Source organism: Methylobacterium sp. Leaf466, assembly GCF_001425565.1.
Classification (GTDB): domain Bacteria; phylum Pseudomonadota; class Alphaproteobacteria; order Rhizobiales; family Beijerinckiaceae; genus Methylobacterium.
This window is the reverse complement of the sequence record NZ_LMRC01000004.1, coordinates 64,247-82,717: the sequence shown is the minus strand read 5'-3', so window position 1 is coordinate 82,717 and position 18,471 is coordinate 64,247. Positions and strand designations below refer to the sequence as shown.

The following is an 18,471-nucleotide window of genomic DNA, read 5'->3' as shown; positions in this document are numbered from 1 at the left end:
TCGCGATCCAGTCCGTATCGTCGCTAGGGCAACGGGGTGGAGATTGCCGGGTTCCTCAGGCGGGCCGCATCTTAACTTGCGTGAAGACGATCAGGCGTCCTCGTCCGGATCCTCGGTCTCGGGCGTCCGGCCCGGCCAGGTGACGATGCGGTCGAGCAGTTCGTCGGTGGTGAACTCCTCCTCGTTGCCCGAGACCCGGCCGCGCACCGAGATGCCGGCCTCGTGGACGCTGGCGGCCCGGCCGGTGACGAGGGGGTGCCAGTCGTAGAGGTCGCGGCCCTCGCGCAGGAGGCGGTAGGCGCAGGTCGGCGGCAGCCAGGGGATGGTGCGCACCGCCTCCGGCGTCAGGCGCACGCAGTCGGGCACCCGCTTCTGCCGGTTCCTGTAGTCGCTGCAGCGGCAGGCGTGGGCGTCGAGGAGGGTGCAGCCGACGTCGGTGGGGTAGACCTCGCCGGTGTCGTCGTCCTCGAGCTTGAGGAGGCAGCAGCGGCCGCAGCCGTCGCACAGGCTCTCCCATTCGGACGGCGTCATCGCCTCCAGGCTCTTGCGCTTCCAGAACGGCGCGGAGGCCGGGTCGCTCGCCTGCCCGGCGGGAGTGGTCTCGGCGCGCGCGGCCGTGCGGATGCGCATCGGCGCCACCTTGAGGGTCACAGGAGGGAGATCGGCGATCGGCCGACTCTCGCCCTCCTGCCGCATGGCGCAGGCCAGAGCAAGCGTTGCCATCGGCGCGGCCGGATCCGTTCGAGGCTCCGGCCGGCGTCGTGCGACGCGGTTGGTGGTGGTCGACCGCCGTGGCATGGTGGGGGCATGCAGATCCCCACACTCCCCGACCACAGCGTGGCCGTCTTCGCATGCCGCAGCGAGAGGGACCGCTTCCGGTGGGCGGTGACGACCGCGGGGTATCACCCCTATCGCTCCGCGAGTTCGTATGCCTCCGCCGCCATCGCTCTGGCCGCGGGCATCTCCCACGCCCACTTCCTCGCGGACCAGCACCCGATCAGGTCGCGGATCAACGACGGGACCTGGATGTAGCCCCGGCATGGGCTCCACCCCAACCGTACCCGCCCAGCCGTACCCGCCCGATGGCGATCACGGCCCGATCGGTCGCCTCGCGCCTGCCGCGGGGCTTGGCTCAGGGCTCGACCGACCCGAACCTCCGAACGAAGCGCGGGCCGTCCCAGAGCTCCAGCACCCGCCCGTCGAGCATGGTGCGCGTGATCCCGAACGCTTCCTCGTCGTCGCCGGCCGCGAACATGCGGACGCGGATGACGTGTCCGCCCATGTCGAGCAGGAGCGCGCGGTAGCGATGCGCCTCCGGCAGCGCCCGCGGGAACGGGTGATCGGGCATGGGCGGGCCTCCGGCAGGAAGGCGGGAGCATCGAGGCTCTCTGTCATCGGCGCCTGACACTGCCAGCCCATGATCGGCGGACGCTAGCCGGTTTCGACCCGAAGTCCTACGCCTCATCGCGGACGGGGCCCGCGCTCCGCCAGGCGGCCCCGCCTGGGAAAGCCACGCCGCCGTCTTTGCCGCGCCCCAATCGCGAATCAATGTTAATGAAAGATTGCCGGCGCGCGGCGATGGACCGGGGCTGCGCCGGTCGCGTTGTTCCGGCATGAATGGTGGGCGGCACGACCCGGTCCGTCGGACCGGGTCGCCGTCGCGGTGACCGAGGACGAGAGACGCCGTGCGCCTGCCCCCTGCCACCGCATTGCTGACCCGGATCAAGCGAGGGGCGCTGGCCTTCGACGCCTGGGTGAACGCCAGCCTCTACGAGAGCGGCCGTTCGGCAGGGGAGGGGTACGAGACCTTCTCCCGGCGCATGAACGTGTTTTCCGTGCGCGGCTGGAAGCGCGGCGTCCTCGATCTCACCAGCGAGGCGATGACCCTTGGCACGGGCGGTGCCATCGCCATGCTCGCCCTGGCGCAGCCGGCCTTCAACCTCACCAGCGACAACTGGCTCAAGACCCAGGACCTCGCCGTCACCTTCCTCGACCGCTACGGCACCGAGGTCGGGCGCCGCGGCATCAAGCACGACGATTCGCTCAAGCTCGACGACTTCCCCGACACGATGATCAAGGCCCTGGTCTCCACCGAGGACCGGCGCTTCTACGAGCATTGGGGCATCGACCCCATCGGCACCGCCCGCGCCCTGGTCTCGAACTCGCGCGGCGGCGGCTCGACGCAGGGCGGCTCCTCGATCACGCAGCAGCTCGCCAAGAACCTGTTCCTGTCGAACGAGCGCTCCCTGGAGCGCAAGATCAACGAGGCGTTCCTGGCGCTCTGGCTCGAATGCCATCTGACCAAGAACGAGATCCTCAAGCTCTACCTCGACCGCGCCTACATGGGCGGCGGCACCTTCGGCGCCGTGGCGGCGGCGGATTATTATTTCGGCAAGCGGCTCAAGGACATCAGCCTCGCCGAGGCCGCGATGCTGGCCGGCCTGTTCAAGGCGCCCACGAAATACGCCCCCCACGTCAACCTGCCCGCCGCCCGCGCGCGGGCCGTCGACGTGCTCCACAACATGGTCGAGGCGGGCTTCCTCACCGAGGGCCAGATCCAGACGGCGCTGCGCAACCCGGCCACCCCGGTGACGCGGACCCGCGACATCACCGCCGACTACTACCTCGATTGGGCCTTCGGCGAGATCAAGGGCATGGCCGACGCGGGCCGCCTGCGCAGCGACCGCGTGCTCACCGTCAAGACGCCCCTCGACCTCGCCATCCAGAAGCGCGCCGACCAGGCGGTGGAGAACACCCTGCGCCAGTACGGCGACCAGTACGAGGTCGAGGAAGCCGCCATGGTCATCCTCGACCCCGACGGCGCCCTGCGGGCGATGGTCGGCGGCTCCGACTACGGCCAGAGCCAGTTCAACCGCGCCACCGACGCGCTGCGCCAGCCCGGGTCGTCGTTCAAGCCCTACGTCTATGCCGCGGGTCTCGCCGCCGGCCTGTACCGGCCCGAGACCCGGGTGGTCGACGCGCCGATCTGCATCGGCAACTGGTGCCCGCAGAACTACGGCCGCTCGTTCTCGGGCGCCACCAACCTCACGGTGGCGGTGGCCAAATCGATCAACACCATCCCGATCCAGATCTCCATCGCGCTGGGCAAGGCGCTTGGCATCAGCCACCAGGCCAACGCGGCCAAGGCCGGGCGCGCCAAGATCATCGATCTCGCCCACCGCATGGGCATCACCACGCCGCTCATCGACACGGTGTCGCTGCCGATCGGCTCGGCCGAGGTCAACGTGATCGACCAGGCCGCGGCCTATGCCGTGTTCGCCAACGGCGGGCGCAAGGCCAAGCCCTACGCGGCGATGGAGGTGAAGAACTCGGCCGGCGAGATCATCTACCGGCACGCCGACGAGAAGCCCGAGCAGATCCTGTCGACCCAGGTGGTGGCCGACATGAACTTCATGCTCAACAAGGTGGTGGAGGAGGGCACCGGCAAGCGCGCCCAGCTCGAGGGCATCAAGGTCGCGGGCAAGTCCGGCACCACCAACGCCTACAAGGACGCCTGGTTCGTGGCCTACACCGGCAACTTCGTCGGCGCGGTCTGGTTCGGCAACGACGATTCAACCTCCACCAACAAGATGACCGGCGGCTCCCTGCCGGCCATGACCTGGCGCGAGGTGATGGAGAGCGCCCACAAGGGCATCGAGCTCAAGCCCCTGCCGGGCGTGAAGGAGCCGGGCCGGCCCGCCCTCCAGGCGAGCGTCGACGCGGCCGCCGCCCCCGTCAACGCCGCGGCCAGTGCCGCCGGCAAGCTGTCGCGGCGCTCGTTCGAGGTCATCGGCGGCCTCAACGGCCTGTTCCGCACCGTGGAGGCGCGGCCCTCGCCCCGCGCCGGCTTCGAGCCGGTGACGCCGCTGGCCGAGGGCGCCCGCCCGGTCTCCGGCCGCATCGGGATGCCGTGACAGCGCCGCCGGACCGGTCCATGAGGGGGCGACCGGGTCGCCGGAGACCCAGGGGACGAGGAAGGCGCCGTTGGTGAGCAGGCTGGCTGAGATGGCCTCGATCGCGGGGCGTGGCCGGCCGCTGGCCGAACGCGCCCGCTCCCTCCTGCGCCGGACCTCGAACGTCGGCCTGTTCGTCTACGCCTTGGCGCTGGGGGCGGGGCTGGGCCTTGCCAGCGCCGATTACGCCACCCGCGGCGGCTATCCCTTCGGCGGGGTCGTGGCCGGGTCCTGGACCGCATGGCCCCGGGCCGGGGCGGTGGGCGCCGATCCCTACACCCGGGCGGTGAACTCGCGGCGCGGCGAGATCCCGCTGGGCGTCGGCGAGGGCCTGCTCCTCACCGCCTCGCAGGACTCCGACGGCCGCGCCATGGACGCCGGCTGCACCTACGCCGTGGCCGGCACCACCCCCCCGGCCCGCGCCTGGACGCTGACGGTGGCCGGGCGCGGGCCGAGGCCCGCCGACGCCCCGCTTCTGCGCGAAGGCTTCACCTCCACCGAGATCCTGCGCGAGGCGGACGGCCACTTCGTCATCGCCCTGGCGCCTGAGGTCCAGCCCGGCAACTGGCTGCCGATGCCGCGTGCGAGCGGGCCGGTGCGCCTGGCGCTGCGCCTCTACGACACCCCCGTGGCCGCCAGCGCGGGCACCCTCGACCGGTCGGCCCTGCCCGAGATCCGCCGGACGGGGTGCCGCTCGTGAGCGCGAGAAAGCCCTCCGGGGGCGACACCGGCGAGGATATCGGCGAGGATTTCGGCATGAGCCCGCGCGGCCGCCTGTGGCTCGCCACCGCCTGCGGCCTGGTGCTGGCCGGGCTCGTCCACATCGTCGTGGTGCTGGCGATCCCGAGCCTGTCGGAATCCGACGCGCTGTCGCGGGCGCGTGCCGGCCAGGGGGGCGAGGGCGGCATGCGGATCTTCGCCCTCGCCACCGGCGACACGCCGCCCGCGGCCGAGGCGTGGCTGCCGATCCCCGATCCCGTGGTGGCGGTGGGGCTGTGCCCCTACGACCTCACCGACGGGCCCCTGCGGGTTGCGGCGCGCACCGGGCCGCTGATGATGTCGGTGGCGGTCCACGGGCGCCGGGGCGCCTTCTATGCCGTCACCGATCAGGCGGCGGTGCGCGGCGCCCTCGACCTCGTGATCCTGACCCGGCGCCAGTTCGACGAGGCCCTGGCCAACGAGGACGAGAACGAGGTCAGCCGCGACGTGCGGGTGGTCGCGCCCAACACCAAGGGGTTCGTCGTGGTCCGGGTGATCGCCGACCTGCCGAGCCAGCGCGCCGCCGCCAACGCCGCCGTCCAGGCGGTGTCCTGCACCGTCGAGGGGGCGGGCGAGGACACCAAGGCCGGCGGCTGATCGGGCCTGCACCGGATCGGGGCCGTCAGCAGTCGAGGGTGGTGTCGCGCTCCCACTGGGTCAGGTGGCGGGCGTAGGCCTCCCATTCCTGGGTCTTGAGCTTGACGTAGGACGGCACGAACGGCCCGAGCGCCTCGCACAGGACCGGGTCGGCCGCCAGCGCCCGCAGGGCGTCGAGGAGGTTGAGCGGCAGCCGCGTCACGCCCTCCAGGGTATGGCCGTGGGTGTACATGTTGATGTCGAGCGGCGGGCCCGGGTCGCGCGCGCGGCGCATCCCGTCGAGGCCGGCGGCCAGCAGCCCCGCCTGGAGCAGATAGGGGTTGGCGGCCCCGTCGGCGAGGCGGAACTCGAAGCGGCCGCCGTCGGGGATGCGGATCATGTGGGTGCGGTTGTTGCCGCCGTAGGTCACGGTGTTGGGCGACCAGGTCGAGCCGGAGGTCGTGGTCGCCGCATTCAGCCGCTTGTAGGAATTCACGGTGGGGTTGGTCAGTGCCGCGAGCCCCTGGGCCGCATGCATCACGCCGCCGATGAAGTGGGTGCCCACCTGCGACAGGCCGAGCGCGCGGTCCGGATCGGAGAAGACGTTGGTGTCCCCGCGCCAGAGCGAGACGTGGGCGTGGCAGCCCGAGCCGGTGAGCTCCGCGAAGGGTTTCGGCATGAAGGTGGCGCGCAGGCCGTGCTTCTCGGCGATGGAGCGGGCCATGAACTTGAAGAAGGCGTGCCGGTCGGCCGTGACGAGGGCGTCGTCGTAGGCCCAGTTCATCTCGAACTGGCCGTTGGCGTCCTCGTGGTCGTTCTGGTAGGGCGCCCAGCCGAGCGACAGCATGGCGTCGCAGATCTCGGTGATGACGTCGTAGCGGCGCATCAGGGCCGATTGGTCGTAGCAGGGCTTGGCCTGGCGGTCGGCGGTGTCGGCGGGCGACAGGCCGTCCGGCGTGATCAGGAAGAACTCGCATTCGACGCCGGTCTTCATGCGCAGGCCGTCCTCGGCCGCCCGGGCGACCAGGGCCTTGAGGAGGTTGCGCGGCCCCTGCGCGACGGCCTCGCCCGCCATGGACAGGTCGGCCGGCAGCCAGCCGACCTCCGGCTTCCAGGGCAGCTGGATCAGCCCGTCCGGGTCGGGCCTCGCGAAGACGTCCGGGTCGGCCGGCGTCATGTCGAGCCAGGAGGCGAAGCCGGCGAACCCCGCCCCGTCCCGCATCATCCCCCCGATGGCGCTGGCCGGCACCAGCTTGGCGCGCTGGGTGCCGAACAGGTCGGTGTAGGAGATCAGGAAATAGCGGATGCCCCGCTCCCGGGCGACGGCTTCGAGGTCCGGCGTCATCGCAATGTCCTCTCCTGATCCAGGCGCATGGACCCTCCCCCGCAGCGGGGGCGGGTTTTAGAACCCCCTGCCCGGCACCCAGTCCGTCCCCGCAAGCGGGACCCGTGCCATCGCCGCCGCTTCGATGGTCAGCGCCACCAGGTCCTCCGGTTCGAGGTTGTGGAGGTGGCTCTTGCCGCAGGCGCGGGCGATGGTCTGGGCCTCCAGCGTCATCACCGCGAGGTAGTTGGCGAGCCGCCGGCCGCCGAGCACCGGGTCCAAGCGGCTGGCGAGCTCGGGGCGCTGCGTCGTGATCCCGGCCGGGTCGTTGCCCTCGTGCCAGTCGTCGTAGGCGCCGGCGGTGGTGCCGAGCGCCCGGTATTCGTCCTCGTAGGCCGGGTCGTTGTCGCCCAGCGCGATGAGGGCGGCGGTGCCGATCGCCACGGCGTCGGCGCCCAGCGCCAGGGCCTTGGCCACGTCCGCGCCCGAGCGGATGCCGCCCGAGACCACGAGCTGCACCGTGCGGTGGAGGCCGAGGTCCTGCAGCGCCTCCACCGCCGGGCGGATGGCGGCGAGGATCGGCAGGCCGACGTTCTCGATGAAGACGTCCTGGGTCGCGGCGGTGCCGCCCTGCATGCCGTCGAGCACCACCACGTCGGCCCCGGCCTTGGCCGCCAGCGCCGTGTCGTAATAGGGCCGGCTCGCGCCGACCTTGACGTAGATCGGCGTCCGCCAGTCGGTGATCTCGCGCAGTTCCTCGATCTTGATGGCGAGATCGTCCGGCCCGGTCCAGTCCGGGTGGCGGCAGGCCGAGCGCTGGTCGATGCCCGGCGGCAGGTTGCGCATGCCCGCCACCCGGTCGGTGATCTTCTGGCCGAGCAGCATGCCGCCGCCGCCGGGCTTGGCGCCCTGGCCGATGACGATCTCGATGGCGTCGGCCCGGCGCAGGTCCACCGGGTTCATGCCGTAGCGGGAGGGCAGGTACTGGTAGACGAGTGTCTGCGAGTGGCCGCGCTCCTCGTCGGTCATGCCGCCGTCGCCGGTGGTGGTGGTGGTGCCCGCCAGGGTCGCGCCGCGCCCCAAGGCCTCCTTGGCCTGGCCCGAGAGCGAGCCGAAGCTCATGCCGGCGATGGTGATCGGCGTCTTCAGGGTGATGGGGTTCTCGGCGAAACGCGCGCCCATCACCACCTGCGTGTCGCAGCGCTCGCGGTAGCCCTCCAGGGGATAGCGGCTCATGGAGGCGCCGAGGAACAGCAGGTCGTCGAAATGCGGCAGCTTGCGCTTGGCCCCAGCTCCGCGGATGTCGTAGATGCCGGTGGCCGCCGCGCGGCGGATCTCGGCCATCACGTCGGGGGTGAAGGTCGCCGACAGGCGCGGCCGGGTGCGGGGCGGCTCGCTCATCAATAGGCTCCCGCGTTGTCGACGGTGAAGTGGTAGAGGCGCCTGGCCGAGCCGTAGCGGCGGAATTCGGCCGGATCGACCTCGCCCGCGAGCCCCGCCGCAGCCAGCTTTTCGGCGAGCTCCGCCCGGTGCTCGTCGCGCATCGCCTTCTCGATGCAATCGGCCCCGAGGCTCGTCACCGCGCCGCGCACGTAGAGCCGGGCCTCGTAGAGCGAATCGCCCAGCGCCTCGCCCGCGTCCCCCAGCACCGTCAGGGTGCCCGACTGCGCCATGAAGGCCGACATGTGGCCGACCGAGCCCTTCACGACGATGTCGACGCCCTTCATCGAGATGCCGCAGCGGGCCGCGGCGTTGCCGTCCACCACCAGCAGGCCGCCGTGCGCGGTGGCGCCGGCCGCCTGGCTGGCGTCGCCGCGCACGTGGACGCGGCCCGACATCATGTTCTCGGCGACCCCGACCCCGGCGTTGCCGTGGACGACCACCTGCGCCAGGGCGTTCATGCCCGCGCAGTAATAGCCGACGTGCCCCTCGATCTCGACGGCGATGGCCCGGTCGAGGCCGGCCGCGACGGCGTGGCGGCCGTCGGGGTGGCGCACGGTCCAATGCGTCTCGTTGGTGTCGGGAGGCAGTGCGTGGAGGCTGCGGTTGAGGTCGCGCAGCGTCGTTTCGCGCAAGTTCACCAGGGGCATCAGAGCAGGATGCCAAAAAGTGGGGCGCGGTTTTTGGGTTCCATCCTGCTCATTCCTCACCCTCGCTCCCAGGCATAGACGGTGGCGGGCTCGGGCTCGAACACGCGGGCGCCCTCGATGCCGGGCAGGCCGACCAACGCCCGGTATTCGGAGCCGAAGGCGACCCAGGCGTCGGTCTCGGCCATGATCGCGGGCTTGCAGGCGATGGGGTCGCGCAGCACCGCGAACCCGTCCTGCGTGCCCACCACGAAGGTGAAGAACCCGTCGAGGTCCGACAGGCTCGCCTCCAGGGCCCCTTTCAGCGAAGCGCCCTCGCGCATCCGCCAGGTGAGGTAGCCGGCCGCCACTTCGGAATCGTTGTCGGTGGCGAAGGTCAGGCCCTCGCGGCGCAGGGTCCGGCGCAGGGCGTTGTGATTGGAGAGCGAGCCGTTGTGGACGAGGCACTGGTCCGGGCCGGTGGAGAAGGGGTGGGCACCGTTCGTCGTCACCGCGCTCTCGGTGGCCATGCGGGTGTGGCCGATGCCGTGGGTGCCGGCCATCGCCGACAGGGAGAACCGCCGCGCGACCTCGGCCGGCAGGCCGACCTCCTTGTAGATCTCCATGCGTTGCCCCGAGCCGACCACGTCGATGCCCGGATGGGCGGCGAGCCAGGCCCTGATCTCGCCCTCCCGCCCCTCCGGTGCCACCAGCACCGTGTGGGTGTCGCGCGCCTGCGACGCGAGGGTGAAGCCCAGGGCCACCTGCAGGGCGGCGACCGCCGCCTCCAGGCCGGCGGCATCGGGACCGCGAAGCGTGATCTTGGCGCCCTCCGCCGGGGCGCCATAGACCGCGAAACCGGCGCTGTCGGGGCCACGGTCGGTCATGGTGCCGAGCATGCCCGCCATCAGGGCGCCGAGCCGCGGCTCCAGGGCCGGGTCCTTGAGAAAGAGGCCGACGATGCCGCACATCGGGAGGGGGCTTTTTTTTTCGAACACCGGCTCGCTGCCGTCGCCGAAACCCTAAGCCCGCCGGTTGTCGCCGGTCAATCCGAGGAAGGAATATTTCTTCACAGGAAAGTCGTCGCAGGCCGGTTCCGCTCAGTCCCGCCGGATCAGGCAGGTGGCGACCGCATAGGTGACGCTGGCGCCGCCCGCCTCGAAGACCTGCAACACCCTTCGCAAAGCGCCCGGCGAGAGGGCGCGGCGTCCGGCCGGCGTACCGGCGCCGATGGCGCGCAACGACCGCAGGAAGGCGCGGCCGTCCCCATGGGCCTCGACGAGGGGGGCGACGCTCACGCGGGTGGTGCAGCCGGCAAACGACATCGCGCGCAGCTCGGACACCTCGGGATAGGCCGGCGTTCCCGGCATCAGGCCGAGCGCCGCATGCGCATCGGCCCACTCGCGAAAGGTGCCGGCGGCCAGCGTCGTCACCGCCAGGAGGCCGCCGGGGGCGAGGAGGCCCGCGAGCCCCGCCAGGGTCGCGGGCAGATCCTCGAACCATTGCGCGGCGAGGTTGGAGGCGACGAGGTCGAAGCCGGGCGAGAGGCACGGCGCTTCGGCGTCCATCACGAGGAAGCGCCCCGCGAACCCCTGGCCCATGCGGGTGCGGCAGCGCGCGACCATGGCGGGGGCGATGTCGGACACCACCATCGCGGCATCCGGCAGCGTTTCCCGCAAGGCCCGCGTCAGGAGGCCGGTGCCGCAGCCGATCTCGAGGACGCGCGGGGCCGGTGCGAGGGTCTCGGCCGCGATGGAGCGGGCGAGGCCGGCGGCGGCCACGGGCTGGATCGCCGCGGCGGATTCGTAGTCCTCGGCGCGGTCGAAGGCCCGGGCGACGGCGCGTTTCCAGGGTGGCATCGGAGATCCGGTCCATCCGGCGAGAGGGGAGGCGCCCCGGCAGCGGGACGCGGGAGGGGTCGATCTATGCCATCCGCCCCGAAAACGGCACCCGCTTCGGGGGGGGGCGGCGCTTGCCTCATCCGGCATCGCGAAAGGTCCGGTCAGCGTCGCGTGCTGTAGGCGAACCAGAGGGCGATCGCGGCGAGCGCGAGGGACAGGGTGCGCCGCAGGACGCGGTTGCGGGCCGGGTCTTCGAGGAACGGCCGGGCGATCCCCGCCAGGGCGACGATGCCGGCGTGGATGGCGGTGGCGATGGCGACATAGACGACGGACAGGACCAGGGTCTGGCGCAGGACCGGTGCGCCTGCGTCGACGAAGCTCGGGAGCACTGCGACGTAGAACACCGCCGCCTTCGGATTGAGGAGGTTCGTCACGAGGCCGCGGCGGAAATAGCGGATGTCCGCCACCGGGGCTTCGGTCTCGACCGCCGAGGTCTCGGCGTCGCGCCAGCCGTCCCAGGCCAGCCACAGCAGGTAGGCGACGCCGCCCCAGCGCAGGGCCTCGTAGGCGAGGGGCGAACCGGCGATCAGCGAGGCGAGGCCGAAGGCGGCCGCCGACCCCACCGCCAGGAGCCCCAGGGCGATTCCGGCGGTGGCGGCGAACCCGGCCCGCCGCCCGCTGCCCGCGCTCAGCACGGCGAGGTAGGCCATGTTCGGCCCCGGCGTCACCTCGATCAGGAAGCAGGTCCCGGCAAAGGCGAGGAGGGTCTCGGCGGACATGGTGCTCCTTCCCCGGACCGCCCCGCGGTCAGGCGGCCAGCGCCGCCTCGATCATCGCCGCCGCCGCCAGCGCCCGGCCGTCGTCGCCGAAGCGGGCTATGACCTGGACGCCGAGCGGCAGGCCCGGCCCCGGCACCGGGACGGTGACGCAGGGCACGCCCATCAGGGTCCAGAGGCGGTTGAAGGTGGAGGCGCCGGTGCTGGTCAACCCGGCCGGGGCGCGGCCCGGGGCGGAGAGGGTGAGCAGCACGTCGACCTCGCCGAACACGTCCTTGAGGGCGCGCCGGCCGCGATGGGCGCTGCGGCGGGCCCGGTCGTAGTCGGCGGCGCCGATCCCTTGCGCCGCATCGAGCTGCGGCCCCAGCATCGGGCCCAGGGCGGCGCGATGGTGGGCGTATTCCCAGGCCAGCGCCTGACGCGCCTCGACATCCTGCACGATCCCGTGGGCGGCGAAGGCCTCCGCCAGGACATCCGGCAGGGCCAGGTCGCGCACGCTCGCCCCGGCGGCCTCGGCGGCGCGCACGGCCGCGGCGAGGGCGTCGTAGGCGTCCGCCTCGGCGGTGCCGGCGAACGCCTGGCGCACCACGCCGATGCGCGGCGCGCCGGGGGCTCGCGGAAGATCGATCTCGGGGCGGTCGGCCAGGAGCGCCAAGGCATGGGCGACGTCGCGCACGCCGGCCCCGAACAGGCCGAGCGTATCGAGCGCCCAGGAGAAGGTCTTGACGCCGACCATCGGCAGCAGCCGGAACGACGGCTTGACCGCCGCGATCCCGCAATAGGCGGCCGGGCGGATCACCGAGCCGCCGGTCTGGGTGCCCAGCGCCAGGGGCAGCATGCCGGCGGCCACCGCCGCCGCCGAGCCGGCCGAGGAGCCGCCGGGGGTATGGCGCAGGTCGCGCGGGTTGCGGGTGCCGGTCGGGTCGAGGCCGGCGAAGGGGCAGGTGGTGGTCTTGGCGAGGGGAACGGCGCCGAGCGCGCGCAGCCGCGAGACGATGGCGGCATCGGCCTTGGGCCGCCAGCCGGCGTAGATGGCCGAGCCCATCTCGGTGGGCATGTCGGCGGTGTCGATGATGTCCTTGATCCCCACCGCGATGCCGGCCAGCGGGCCGGAGGCGGCCACCACCGGATCGGGCAGGTGGCGCACCAAAGCGCCGACCTCCGCTTCGCGGGCGGCGATCGCCTCCTGGCACAGGGCGACGGCGGCCTGCGGCGAGAGGGCGCCGGAGGCGATGCGGGTGCGCAGATCGACGAGGGACAGCATGGCCCCTCCCGTGTTGCGCCGCGCACGATCTGTCAACAGCCGTCCACAGGCCGCTTGGCAACGGCCCGTCAGCGTTGACGCCCCGTTTACGCGATCGCTCGCATTGTCTCCGTCATGTGGCGTAGCGTTCTCGCGTTTTCCGCCCTTGCGCTGTCCGGCGCGGGGCTCACCGGCTGTGCGCTCAACAAGTTCGAGCAGCGCGAGCCCTGGCGCGACCAGGCCGAACAGGCCTGCCTCGCCAAGAAGCTCGTGGAACAGACCGAGTTCGTCACCCCCGCCAAGGCGATCGAGGGGCCGGGCACCTGCGGCATGCAGCAGCCGTTCCGGGTGACGCGCCTGGGCAAGGGCTCGGTGGCGCTCAAGCAGCGCATGACGCTGGCCTGCCCGGCGATCGCCGAGGCCGAGGCCTGGCTCGCCGACACCATCCAGCCCGCCGCCAGCCTGTACTTCGGGCAGCCGGTGGCCGAGATCAACGCCGGCTCCTACGCCTGCCGCGGCCGCAACAACCAGGTCGGCGCCAAGCTCTCCGAGCATTCGTTCGGCAATGCGCTCGACATCATGTCGTTCAAGCTCGCCGACGGCTACGTCATCACCGTCAAGGGCGGCTGGCGCGGCACGCAGGCCGAACAGGGGTTCCTGCGCGAGGTCTTCTACGGGGCCTGCCAGCGCTTCTCGACCGTGCTGGCGCCGGGCTCGGACATGTTCCACTACGACCACATCCACGTGGATCTCGCCCGCCACGACCCGCGCGGCCTGCGCCGGGTCTGCAAGCCGATCCTCAAGTTCGAGCCGCAACTGAGCGCCGACGGCAGCGTCCGTCCCGCCACGCGCCGCCCCGCCCCGGCCTACCAGCCGGCGCCGCCCCAGGGACCGGTCGACCTCGAGGAGGACGACCCCTACGGCGCCAGCCCGATGTCCTCCCGGCAGGCGCCGCGCGCGCCCAACCCGGTCGCCCGCGCGCCCGTGGCTCCGTCGGCCTACGCCGCCGCACCGCCGCGCGCGCCGGCCCCGCGCCGTCCGGCCATCGCCGCCTACGAGGAACCGGCCCCGGGCTTCGCCGAGCCGCTGCCGCTCGCCGCGCCCGGCGCGATGCCGGGGCCGATCTACTAGAGATAAGGCCCTCCAGGCGCGGTTCGGACGGACAATCCGTGCCGATCCCACGGATTCCGGCGATCGGATTGTCCATGCCCCGCTTCGTGCGTTGACGGTGATTCCGTGTTTCAAGCATGACTGAAGCTTCGAGCAGGAGCTTTGCGATGTTGAAGACGGCAGGCGCCCGGGGACATCGGGTGTCACCTCGGTCGGCCAAGACGGTTGAGTTGGCCAAGACGGTTGAGTTGGCCAAGACGAACCCGACCGGGGCGTCCGGCCGTGTCGCCGCCGCCACCGCCCTCGCCCTGTTCGCCGGCCCGGCGCTGGCGGCGGGCGAAATCCCCTTCGAGAAGGCCGGGGGCTGGGAGATCGAGCGCGCGGCGCGCGGCCCGGCCTGCATGATGAGCAAGTCCTACAAGGACCCGGCCGACGACAACGCCGGGAACGCCTTGGTCTTCGCCCTGGCGGGCGACAAGGTCGTGATGACGTTCGTCTACGAGCACTGGATCTGGGACAAGAACGAGAAGATCCGGGTCCCCCTCGTCCTCGACAAGACGACCGCCATCGCGAAGTCCGCCTGGACGGGCGATGGCCAGACCCTGACCGCGGAGCTGCCGGCCACCATCGTGCCGAACCTCCTGGCCGCCAAGACGATGATCCTGAAGCTGGACGGCGCCGACGCGGACTTCAACCTCGCCGGCTTCCCGCAGGGCTACGAGTCGCTGCGGCGGTGCGACAGCGCGCCGGCGGCGGCCGTCGCGGCTGCGGCGCCACCGCCACCGGCACCGGCCCCGGCGGGGGCTTCCCCCGCAGCCGCGACCCCCTCCGCCCACGTCTCGCAGGCCATGACCTTCCCGGGCGACGGCGACGTTCCGCCTCAGGCGGTCTTCGCCCGCGATACCCCAAAGATCCTGGTGGCCGTCGAGGTGCGCGGCGTGAAGCCCGGCGACACCCTCACGGCGACCTGGGTCGCGGAGAAGACGGGCGCCGCCGCCCCGCCGAACTTCACGATCGCGTCGGTCGCGATCCCGCTGGGGGCGGGTCCGTTGGTCTCGTCCAGCGTCAGCAAGCCCGACACCGGCTGGCCGCCCGGTCAGTACCGGGTCGATCTGAGCCACAACGGCGGCCCGGTGGAGTTCAGCCAGCGCTTTGCGATCAAGGAATAGCCGGGCTGGCCCCGCTGCCCGGATTCGCGCCCGTCACGGCGATCCCCGGTGGTGCCATGGCCGCACTGTGCCCGCCAAACCCCAGGCCGTCGCCAAAACGCGGTGCCCCGCCGCCGTGCGCTTGACAGCGGGGCGGCAGGGACCATCGTCCCGGGGAACCGAAAAAGCCCTCCAGCGGACGACGCCGGCATGCGCCCGAATCCCCTTCTCACCGCCTTCGCCCTCGGCCTGACCCTGGCCGGCGCGCTCCAGCCGGCCCTCGCCCGCTCGGCCCGCGAGGAGATCACCCCGGCCGAGGAGCGGCTGTTTCCCTTTGACGGCGACATTCCCGGCTGCCAGGACACCGCCGTCCTGGAGAAGGTCGCGACCCAGTTCGCCGAGAAGGAGGCGAAGTTCTGGAACTCCTCGCTCACCATCGTGTCCTACGACCGGGTCGAGCGTACCGCCTGGCGGCCCTGGGGCCTCGACACCTACCCGCGCCGGTTCTGCTCGGCGGTGGCCACCACCTCGGACGGGGTCCGGCGCAAGGTCGATTATTCGGTGCGCGAGGGGCTCGGCCTGATCGGGGCGGGCTTCGGCGTCGAGTTCTGCGTCCACGGCCTCGACCGCAACCTCGCCTTCGCCTACGCCACCGCCTGCCGCGAAGCCCGGCCTTGAGGCGCCTCGTCGCGCTGGCCGCAGCCGTCCTCCTGACGGGGCCGGCGCTGGCGCAGGGGTTCGGCGGCGGCTTCAACGAGGACCGCGGCGGCACGCCGGGCACGTTCGACTTCTACGTCCTCGCCCTGTCGTGGTCGCCGGCCTATTGCGAGGGCACGGGAGGGCGCCGGGACGGCGACGGCCAGTGCCGGCCGGGGCGCGGCCTCGGCTTCGTCGTCCACGGCCTGTGGCCGCAATACGCCCGCGGCTACCCGTCCGATTGTTCGAGCGTGGTGCGCGCGCCGACCCGCCAGGCGATCGAGGTCGCCGGCGAGGTCTATCCCTCGGAGGGGCTGGCCCGGCACGAGTGGCGCAAGCACGGCACCTGCTCGGGCCTCGACCCGACCGCCTATTTCCAGGCGGCGAAGCAGGCGCGCCTGGCCGTCACCATCCCCGACGCCTTCAAGAGCGCCACGGAGGAGCGGCGCGCCGCCCCCATCGAGGTCGCCCGCCAGTTCGTGGCGGCCAACCGCGGCCTGCGCCCGGACATGATGTCCGTCACCTGCACCCGCGGCCGGCTGCAGGAGGTCCGCATCTGCTTCTCGAAGGACCTTCGCGATTTCACGCCGTGCCCCGAGGTCGCCCGCCGGAACTGCCGGGCCGGCGAGGTAACGATCGAGGCGGCGCGGTAGGCGCATGAACTACCGCCACGCCTTCCACGCCGGCAATTTCGCGGACGTGCTCAAGCACCTCGTGCTGACGCGGGTGCTGGTGCATCTCCAGGCCAAATCCACCGCGTTTCGGGCCATCGACACCCATGCGGGGCTGGGCTTCTACGACCTGACCGGCGACGAGGCCGGACGCACCGGCGAGTGGCACGACGGCTGGGGCCGCCTCGACGCGCCGTTCTCAGGCGAGGTCGAGGCCCTGCTCGCCCCCTACCGGGCGGCGGTGGCGGCGGTGAAGGCCCGCCACGGCGGGTCGGTCTATCCGGGCTCGCCCGCCCTGATCCGCGAGTTCCTGCGGCCCGGCGACCAGGGCGTCTTCGTCGAACTGCACCCCGCCGACGCCGAGATCCTGCGGGCGCGCTATAACCAGGATTCGCGCACCAAGGTGATGCATCTCGACGGCTGGACGGCGCTCAACGCCATGGTCCCGCCGCCGGAGCGGCGCGGCGTGGTGCTGATCGACCCGCCCTACGAGGAACTCGGCGAGATCGACCGCCTCGGCGCGGCCCTCCTCAAGGCGGTCGCCAAGTGGCCGACCGGCACCTACCTCGCCTGGTACCCGATCAAGGACGTGGTTCTCGTCGACCGGATGGTGGCCGACCTCCACCGCGCGCTGCCCCGGCCGGCCCTGCGCCTCGACCTGATGGTGTCCGAACCCGACCCGACCCGGCTCAACGGCAACGGGCTCATCGTGATCAACCCGCCCTGGCGCCTGGCGCAGGAGGCCGACCTGTTCCTGCCCGCCCTCGCCGAACGGCTGGCGCGACGCGACTACGGCGCGTTCCGCTGCATTCCGTTCGGCGTGGAGGCGTGAGCGGCCTCGCCCGCCGTCATCCCACCCCCGCTCCCGCCAAGGCCCCGCCGATCACCACCAGCCAGGGCGGTGCCCGCCACACGACGAGGGCGAGGTACGCGCTCGCCGCCAGCGCGACGTCGGCGGGCCCACGGATGCCGCCGGTCCAGACCGGGTCGTAGAGGGCGGCGAGCAGCACGCCCACCACGGCCGCGTTGACGCCCGCCAGGATGCGGCGCGCCAGCGGCCGGGTCCGTAGAGACTCCCAGAAGGGGAGGGCGCCGAACACCAGCAGCACCGCCGGCAGGAAGATCGCGCCGAGGCACAGGAGGCCACCGATCCAGCCGTTGGGCTGCGGCCCCATCGCCGCGCCGAGATAGGCGGCGAACGTGAACAGCGGGCCGGGTACGGCCTGGGCGGCGCCGTAGCCGGCCAGGAAGGTGTCGTTGCTCATCCAGCCCGGCGGCACCACCGCGCCCTGGAGGAGGGGCAGCACCACGTGCCCGCCGCCGAACACCAGGGCGCCGGCCCGGTAGAACGCATCGACGAGGGACAGGCCCTGGCTCGGGACGGCGGCGGCGGCGAGGGGCAGCCCGGCCAGGAGGAGGGCGTAGAGGCCGAGGGAGACAAGCCCGGTGGTCCGGCTCAGGCGCGTCCGGGTCGCTTCCGCAGTGGCCGCCGGCGGCGTGCTAGGCAGGAGGGAGGCGCCGGGCAGGAGAGATGCGCCGGGCAGGAAAAACCCGAGGGCGGCGCCGAGCAGGATGGCGCCGATCTGGCCCGTCGTCCCCGGCAGCGCCAGGGCGAGGATCATGGCCGCCACGGCCAGCGTCGCCCGCGTCCGGTCGGGGGCGAGGGTGCGGGCCATCCCGAGCACGGCCTGGGCCACCACCGCCACGGTCACCGCCTTCAAGCCATGCAGCCAGCCGCCGCCGAGGCCCGCGCCGAGCGCCGTCAGCCCGTAGGCGAAGGCGATCAGCAGCAGCGCCGAGGGGAGGGTGAAGGCGGTGAAGGCCGCCAGCGCCCCGAGCGGGCCGGCGCGCAGGAGGCCGATGGCGATGCCGACCTGGCTCGAGGCCGGGCCGGGCAGGAACTGGCACAGGGCCACGAGATCGGCATAGGCTGCTTCGTCGAGCCAGCGCCGGCGCTCCACGAACTCGGTGCGGAAGTAGCCCAGATGCGCGATCGGCCCGCCGAAGGCGGTGAGCCCGAGCCTGAGGAACGCCAGGAAGACCTCGCCGCCGCCGCCGGAAGGAGGGGCCGGCCTCACCGTCCACCGCAAATATTGACCATGATGCGCAATCGTCCCCCGCGAAGGGATTTAGCGGATGTCGCACTGCGGCCGGAACGGATAGCCTGCGGAACGATTATCCCCGTCAGAGTGCTCTTCCTTCCCAAGGTGCGCGCTTCGACAGCGGCCGGCGATCAAGTCTCAACAGCTTTCCGATCTCCGTCCCACCACTCGGCCCCGCCACCGGATCGCTCGCGATCCCTTCGCGG

The 18,471-nt window shown here is 72.3% G+C and carries 19 protein-coding genes; 9 read left to right on the top strand and 10 right to left on the bottom strand.

Going from position 1 to position 18,471, the window contains the following annotated elements:
* Window positions 1–90: 90 nt before the first annotated feature.
* Window positions 91–630, bottom strand: coding sequence for a YcgN family cysteine cluster protein (locus tag ASG59_RS03895; RefSeq protein ID WP_055886490.1), 540 nt, complete (start codon window positions 628–630; stop codon window positions 91–93).
* A gap of 177 nt (window positions 631–807) precedes the next feature.
* Here ASG59_RS03895 and ASG59_RS03890 point away from each other — a divergent pair, with 177 nt between their 5' ends.
* Window positions 808–1,032 carry a hypothetical protein gene (locus ASG59_RS03890; protein ID WP_055886294.1) on the top strand — a complete coding sequence of 75 codons (225 nt, stop codon included), beginning with the start codon at window positions 808–810 and terminating at the stop codon, window positions 1,030–1,032.
* 100 nt (window positions 1,033–1,132) lie between these two features.
* Here the strand turns inward: ASG59_RS03890 and ASG59_RS03885 are convergent, their stop codons facing one another.
* The gene (locus ASG59_RS03885; RefSeq protein ID WP_055886291.1) at window positions 1,133–1,348 is read right to left on the bottom strand and encodes a hypothetical protein; all 216 of its coding nucleotides are present in this window, start codon (window positions 1,346–1,348) and stop codon (window positions 1,133–1,135) included.
* 337 nt (window positions 1,349–1,685) lie between these two features.
* On the opposite strand from ASG59_RS03885, the gene ASG59_RS03880 reads away from it, so the two are divergent.
* The 3 genes from ASG59_RS03880 (at window position 1,686) to ASG59_RS03870 (ending at window position 5,309) form a co-directional block, all read left to right on the top strand.
* The gene (locus ASG59_RS03880; RefSeq protein WP_056407095.1) at window positions 1,686–3,914 is read left to right on the top strand and encodes a PBP1A family penicillin-binding protein; all 2,229 of its coding nucleotides are present in this window, start codon (window positions 1,686–1,688) and stop codon (window positions 3,912–3,914) included.
* A 91-nt stretch (window positions 3,915–4,005) separates the two neighbouring features.
* Window positions 4,006–4,653, top strand: coding sequence for a DUF1214 domain-containing protein (locus ASG59_RS03875; RefSeq protein WP_056407094.1), 648 nt, complete (start codon window positions 4,006–4,008; stop codon window positions 4,651–4,653).
* 56 nt (window positions 4,654–4,709) lie between these two features.
* Window positions 4,710–5,309, top strand: a complete 600-nt coding sequence (locus tag ASG59_RS03870) for a hypothetical protein (protein ID WP_056407116.1) — start codon at window positions 4,710–4,712, stop codon at window positions 5,307–5,309.
* 25 nt (window positions 5,310–5,334) lie between these two features.
* On the opposite strand, the gene glnT is transcribed toward ASG59_RS03870, so the two are convergent.
* The 7 genes from glnT to ASG59_RS03835 form a co-directional block, all read right to left on the bottom strand.
* Window positions 5,335–6,633 carry a type III glutamate--ammonia ligase gene (gene glnT, locus ASG59_RS03865; RefSeq protein WP_056407092.1) on the bottom strand — a complete coding sequence of 433 codons (1,299 nt, stop codon included), beginning with the start codon at window positions 6,631–6,633 and terminating at the stop codon, window positions 5,335–5,337.
* A gap of 57 nt (window positions 6,634–6,690) precedes the next feature.
* Window positions 6,691–8,013 (bottom strand): FMN-binding glutamate synthase family protein, encoded by a 1,323-nt coding sequence (locus ASG59_RS03860; RefSeq protein ID WP_055886279.1) that lies wholly within the window; start codon window positions 8,011–8,013, stop codon window positions 6,691–6,693.
* The gene (locus ASG59_RS03855; RefSeq protein ID WP_056407090.1) at window positions 8,013–8,702 is read right to left on the bottom strand and encodes a protein glxC; all 690 of its coding nucleotides are present in this window, start codon (window positions 8,700–8,702) and stop codon (window positions 8,013–8,015) included. The genes ASG59_RS03860 and ASG59_RS03855 overlap by 1 nt, the downstream gene beginning before the upstream one ends.
* A gap of 56 nt (window positions 8,703–8,758) precedes the next feature.
* Window positions 8,759–9,649, bottom strand: coding sequence for a glutamine amidotransferase family protein (locus tag ASG59_RS03850; protein ID WP_056407088.1), 891 nt, complete (start codon window positions 9,647–9,649; stop codon window positions 8,759–8,761).
* 129 nt (window positions 9,650–9,778) lie between these two features.
* Window positions 9,779–10,537, bottom strand: a complete 759-nt coding sequence (locus tag ASG59_RS03845) for a methyltransferase domain-containing protein (RefSeq protein ID WP_056407086.1) — start codon at window positions 10,535–10,537, stop codon at window positions 9,779–9,781.
* Window positions 10,538–10,680: 143 nt separating this feature from the next.
* On the bottom strand, window positions 10,681–11,298 hold the full coding sequence (locus tag ASG59_RS03840) for a LysE family translocator (RefSeq protein WP_056407084.1): 618 nt from the start codon (window positions 11,296–11,298) through the stop codon (window positions 10,681–10,683).
* Window positions 11,299–11,326: 28 nt separating this feature from the next.
* Complete coding sequence (locus tag ASG59_RS03835) at window positions 11,327–12,559, bottom strand: amidase (RefSeq protein WP_056407083.1); 1,233 nt, start codon at window positions 12,557–12,559, stop codon at window positions 11,327–11,329.
* Between the two features lie 114 nt (window positions 12,560–12,673).
* Here ASG59_RS03835 and ASG59_RS03830 point away from each other — a divergent pair, with 114 nt between their 5' ends.
* The 5 genes from ASG59_RS03830 (at window position 12,674) to rlmJ (ending at window position 16,995) form a co-directional block, all read left to right on the top strand.
* Window positions 12,674–13,669: an extensin family protein gene (locus ASG59_RS03830; RefSeq protein ID WP_055886262.1), complete on the top strand. Its 996-nt coding sequence runs from the start codon at window positions 12,674–12,676 to the stop codon at window positions 13,667–13,669.
* A 209-nt stretch (window positions 13,670–13,878) separates the two neighbouring features.
* Window positions 13,879–14,817: a hypothetical protein gene (locus ASG59_RS03825; protein WP_156399097.1), complete on the top strand. Its 939-nt coding sequence runs from the start codon at window positions 13,879–13,881 to the stop codon at window positions 14,815–14,817.
* Between the two features lie 189 nt (window positions 14,818–15,006).
* Window positions 15,007–15,474 carry a hypothetical protein gene (locus tag ASG59_RS03820; protein ID WP_055886259.1) on the top strand — a complete coding sequence of 156 codons (468 nt, stop codon included), beginning with the start codon at window positions 15,007–15,009 and terminating at the stop codon, window positions 15,472–15,474.
* A 32-nt stretch (window positions 15,475–15,506) separates the two neighbouring features.
* Complete coding sequence (locus ASG59_RS03815; RefSeq protein WP_244475621.1) at window positions 15,507–16,145, top strand: ribonuclease T2; 639 nt, start codon at window positions 15,507–15,509, stop codon at window positions 16,143–16,145.
* A gap of 4 nt (window positions 16,146–16,149) precedes the next feature.
* On the top strand, window positions 16,150–16,995 hold the full coding sequence (gene rlmJ, locus ASG59_RS03810; protein WP_056282121.1) for a 23S rRNA (adenine(2030)-N(6))-methyltransferase RlmJ: 846 nt from the start codon (window positions 16,150–16,152) through the stop codon (window positions 16,993–16,995).
* Between the two features lie 16 nt (window positions 16,996–17,011).
* Here rlmJ and chrA read toward each other — a convergent pair whose 3' ends face one another.
* Window positions 17,012–18,241, bottom strand: coding sequence for a chromate efflux transporter (gene chrA, locus ASG59_RS03805; RefSeq protein ID WP_200945924.1), 1,230 nt, complete (start codon window positions 18,239–18,241; stop codon window positions 17,012–17,014).
* Window positions 18,242–18,471: the final 230 nt, after the last annotated feature.

Excerpts from the sequence above, each read along its gene's own strand:
- ASG59_RS03895 (WP_055886490.1), bottom strand. The coding sequence starts at position 630 with ATGCGCATCCGCACGGCCGCGCGCGCCGAGACCACTCCCGCCGGGCAG.
- ASG59_RS03890 (WP_055886294.1), top strand. The coding sequence starts at position 808 with ATGCAGATCCCCACACTCCCCGACCACAGCGTGGCCGTCTTCGCATGC.
- ASG59_RS03885 (WP_055886291.1), bottom strand. The coding sequence starts at position 1,348 with ATGCCCGATCACCCGTTCCCGCGGGCGCTGCCGGAGGCGCATCGCTAC.
- ASG59_RS03875 (WP_056407094.1), top strand. The coding sequence starts at position 4,006 with ATGGCCTCGATCGCGGGGCGTGGCCGGCCGCTGGCCGAACGCGCCCGC.
- ASG59_RS03870 (WP_056407116.1), top strand. The coding sequence starts at position 4,710 with ATGAGCCCGCGCGGCCGCCTGTGGCTCGCCACCGCCTGCGGCCTGGTG.
- glnT (WP_056407092.1), bottom strand. The coding sequence starts at position 6,633 with ATGACGCCGGACCTCGAAGCCGTCGCCCGGGAGCGGGGCATCCGCTAT.
- ASG59_RS03860 (WP_055886279.1), bottom strand. The coding sequence starts at position 8,013 with ATGAGCGAGCCGCCCCGCACCCGGCCGCGCCTGTCGGCGACCTTCACC.
- ASG59_RS03855 (WP_056407090.1), bottom strand. The coding sequence starts at position 8,702 with ATGCCCCTGGTGAACTTGCGCGAAACGACGCTGCGCGACCTCAACCGC.
- ASG59_RS03850 (WP_056407088.1), bottom strand. The coding sequence starts at position 9,649 with ATGTGCGGCATCGTCGGCCTCTTTCTCAAGGACCCGGCCCTGGAGCCG.
- ASG59_RS03845 (WP_056407086.1), bottom strand. The coding sequence starts at position 10,537 with ATGCCACCCTGGAAACGCGCCGTCGCCCGGGCCTTCGACCGCGCCGAG.
- ASG59_RS03840 (WP_056407084.1), bottom strand. The coding sequence starts at position 11,298 with ATGTCCGCCGAGACCCTCCTCGCCTTTGCCGGGACCTGCTTCCTGATC.
- ASG59_RS03835 (WP_056407083.1), bottom strand. The coding sequence starts at position 12,559 with ATGCTGTCCCTCGTCGATCTGCGCACCCGCATCGCCTCCGGCGCCCTC.
- ASG59_RS03830 (WP_055886262.1), top strand. The coding sequence starts at position 12,674 with ATGTGGCGTAGCGTTCTCGCGTTTTCCGCCCTTGCGCTGTCCGGCGCG.
- ASG59_RS03820 (WP_055886259.1), top strand. The coding sequence starts at position 15,007 with ATGCGCCCGAATCCCCTTCTCACCGCCTTCGCCCTCGGCCTGACCCTG.
- rlmJ (WP_056282121.1), top strand. The coding sequence starts at position 16,150 with ATGAACTACCGCCACGCCTTCCACGCCGGCAATTTCGCGGACGTGCTC.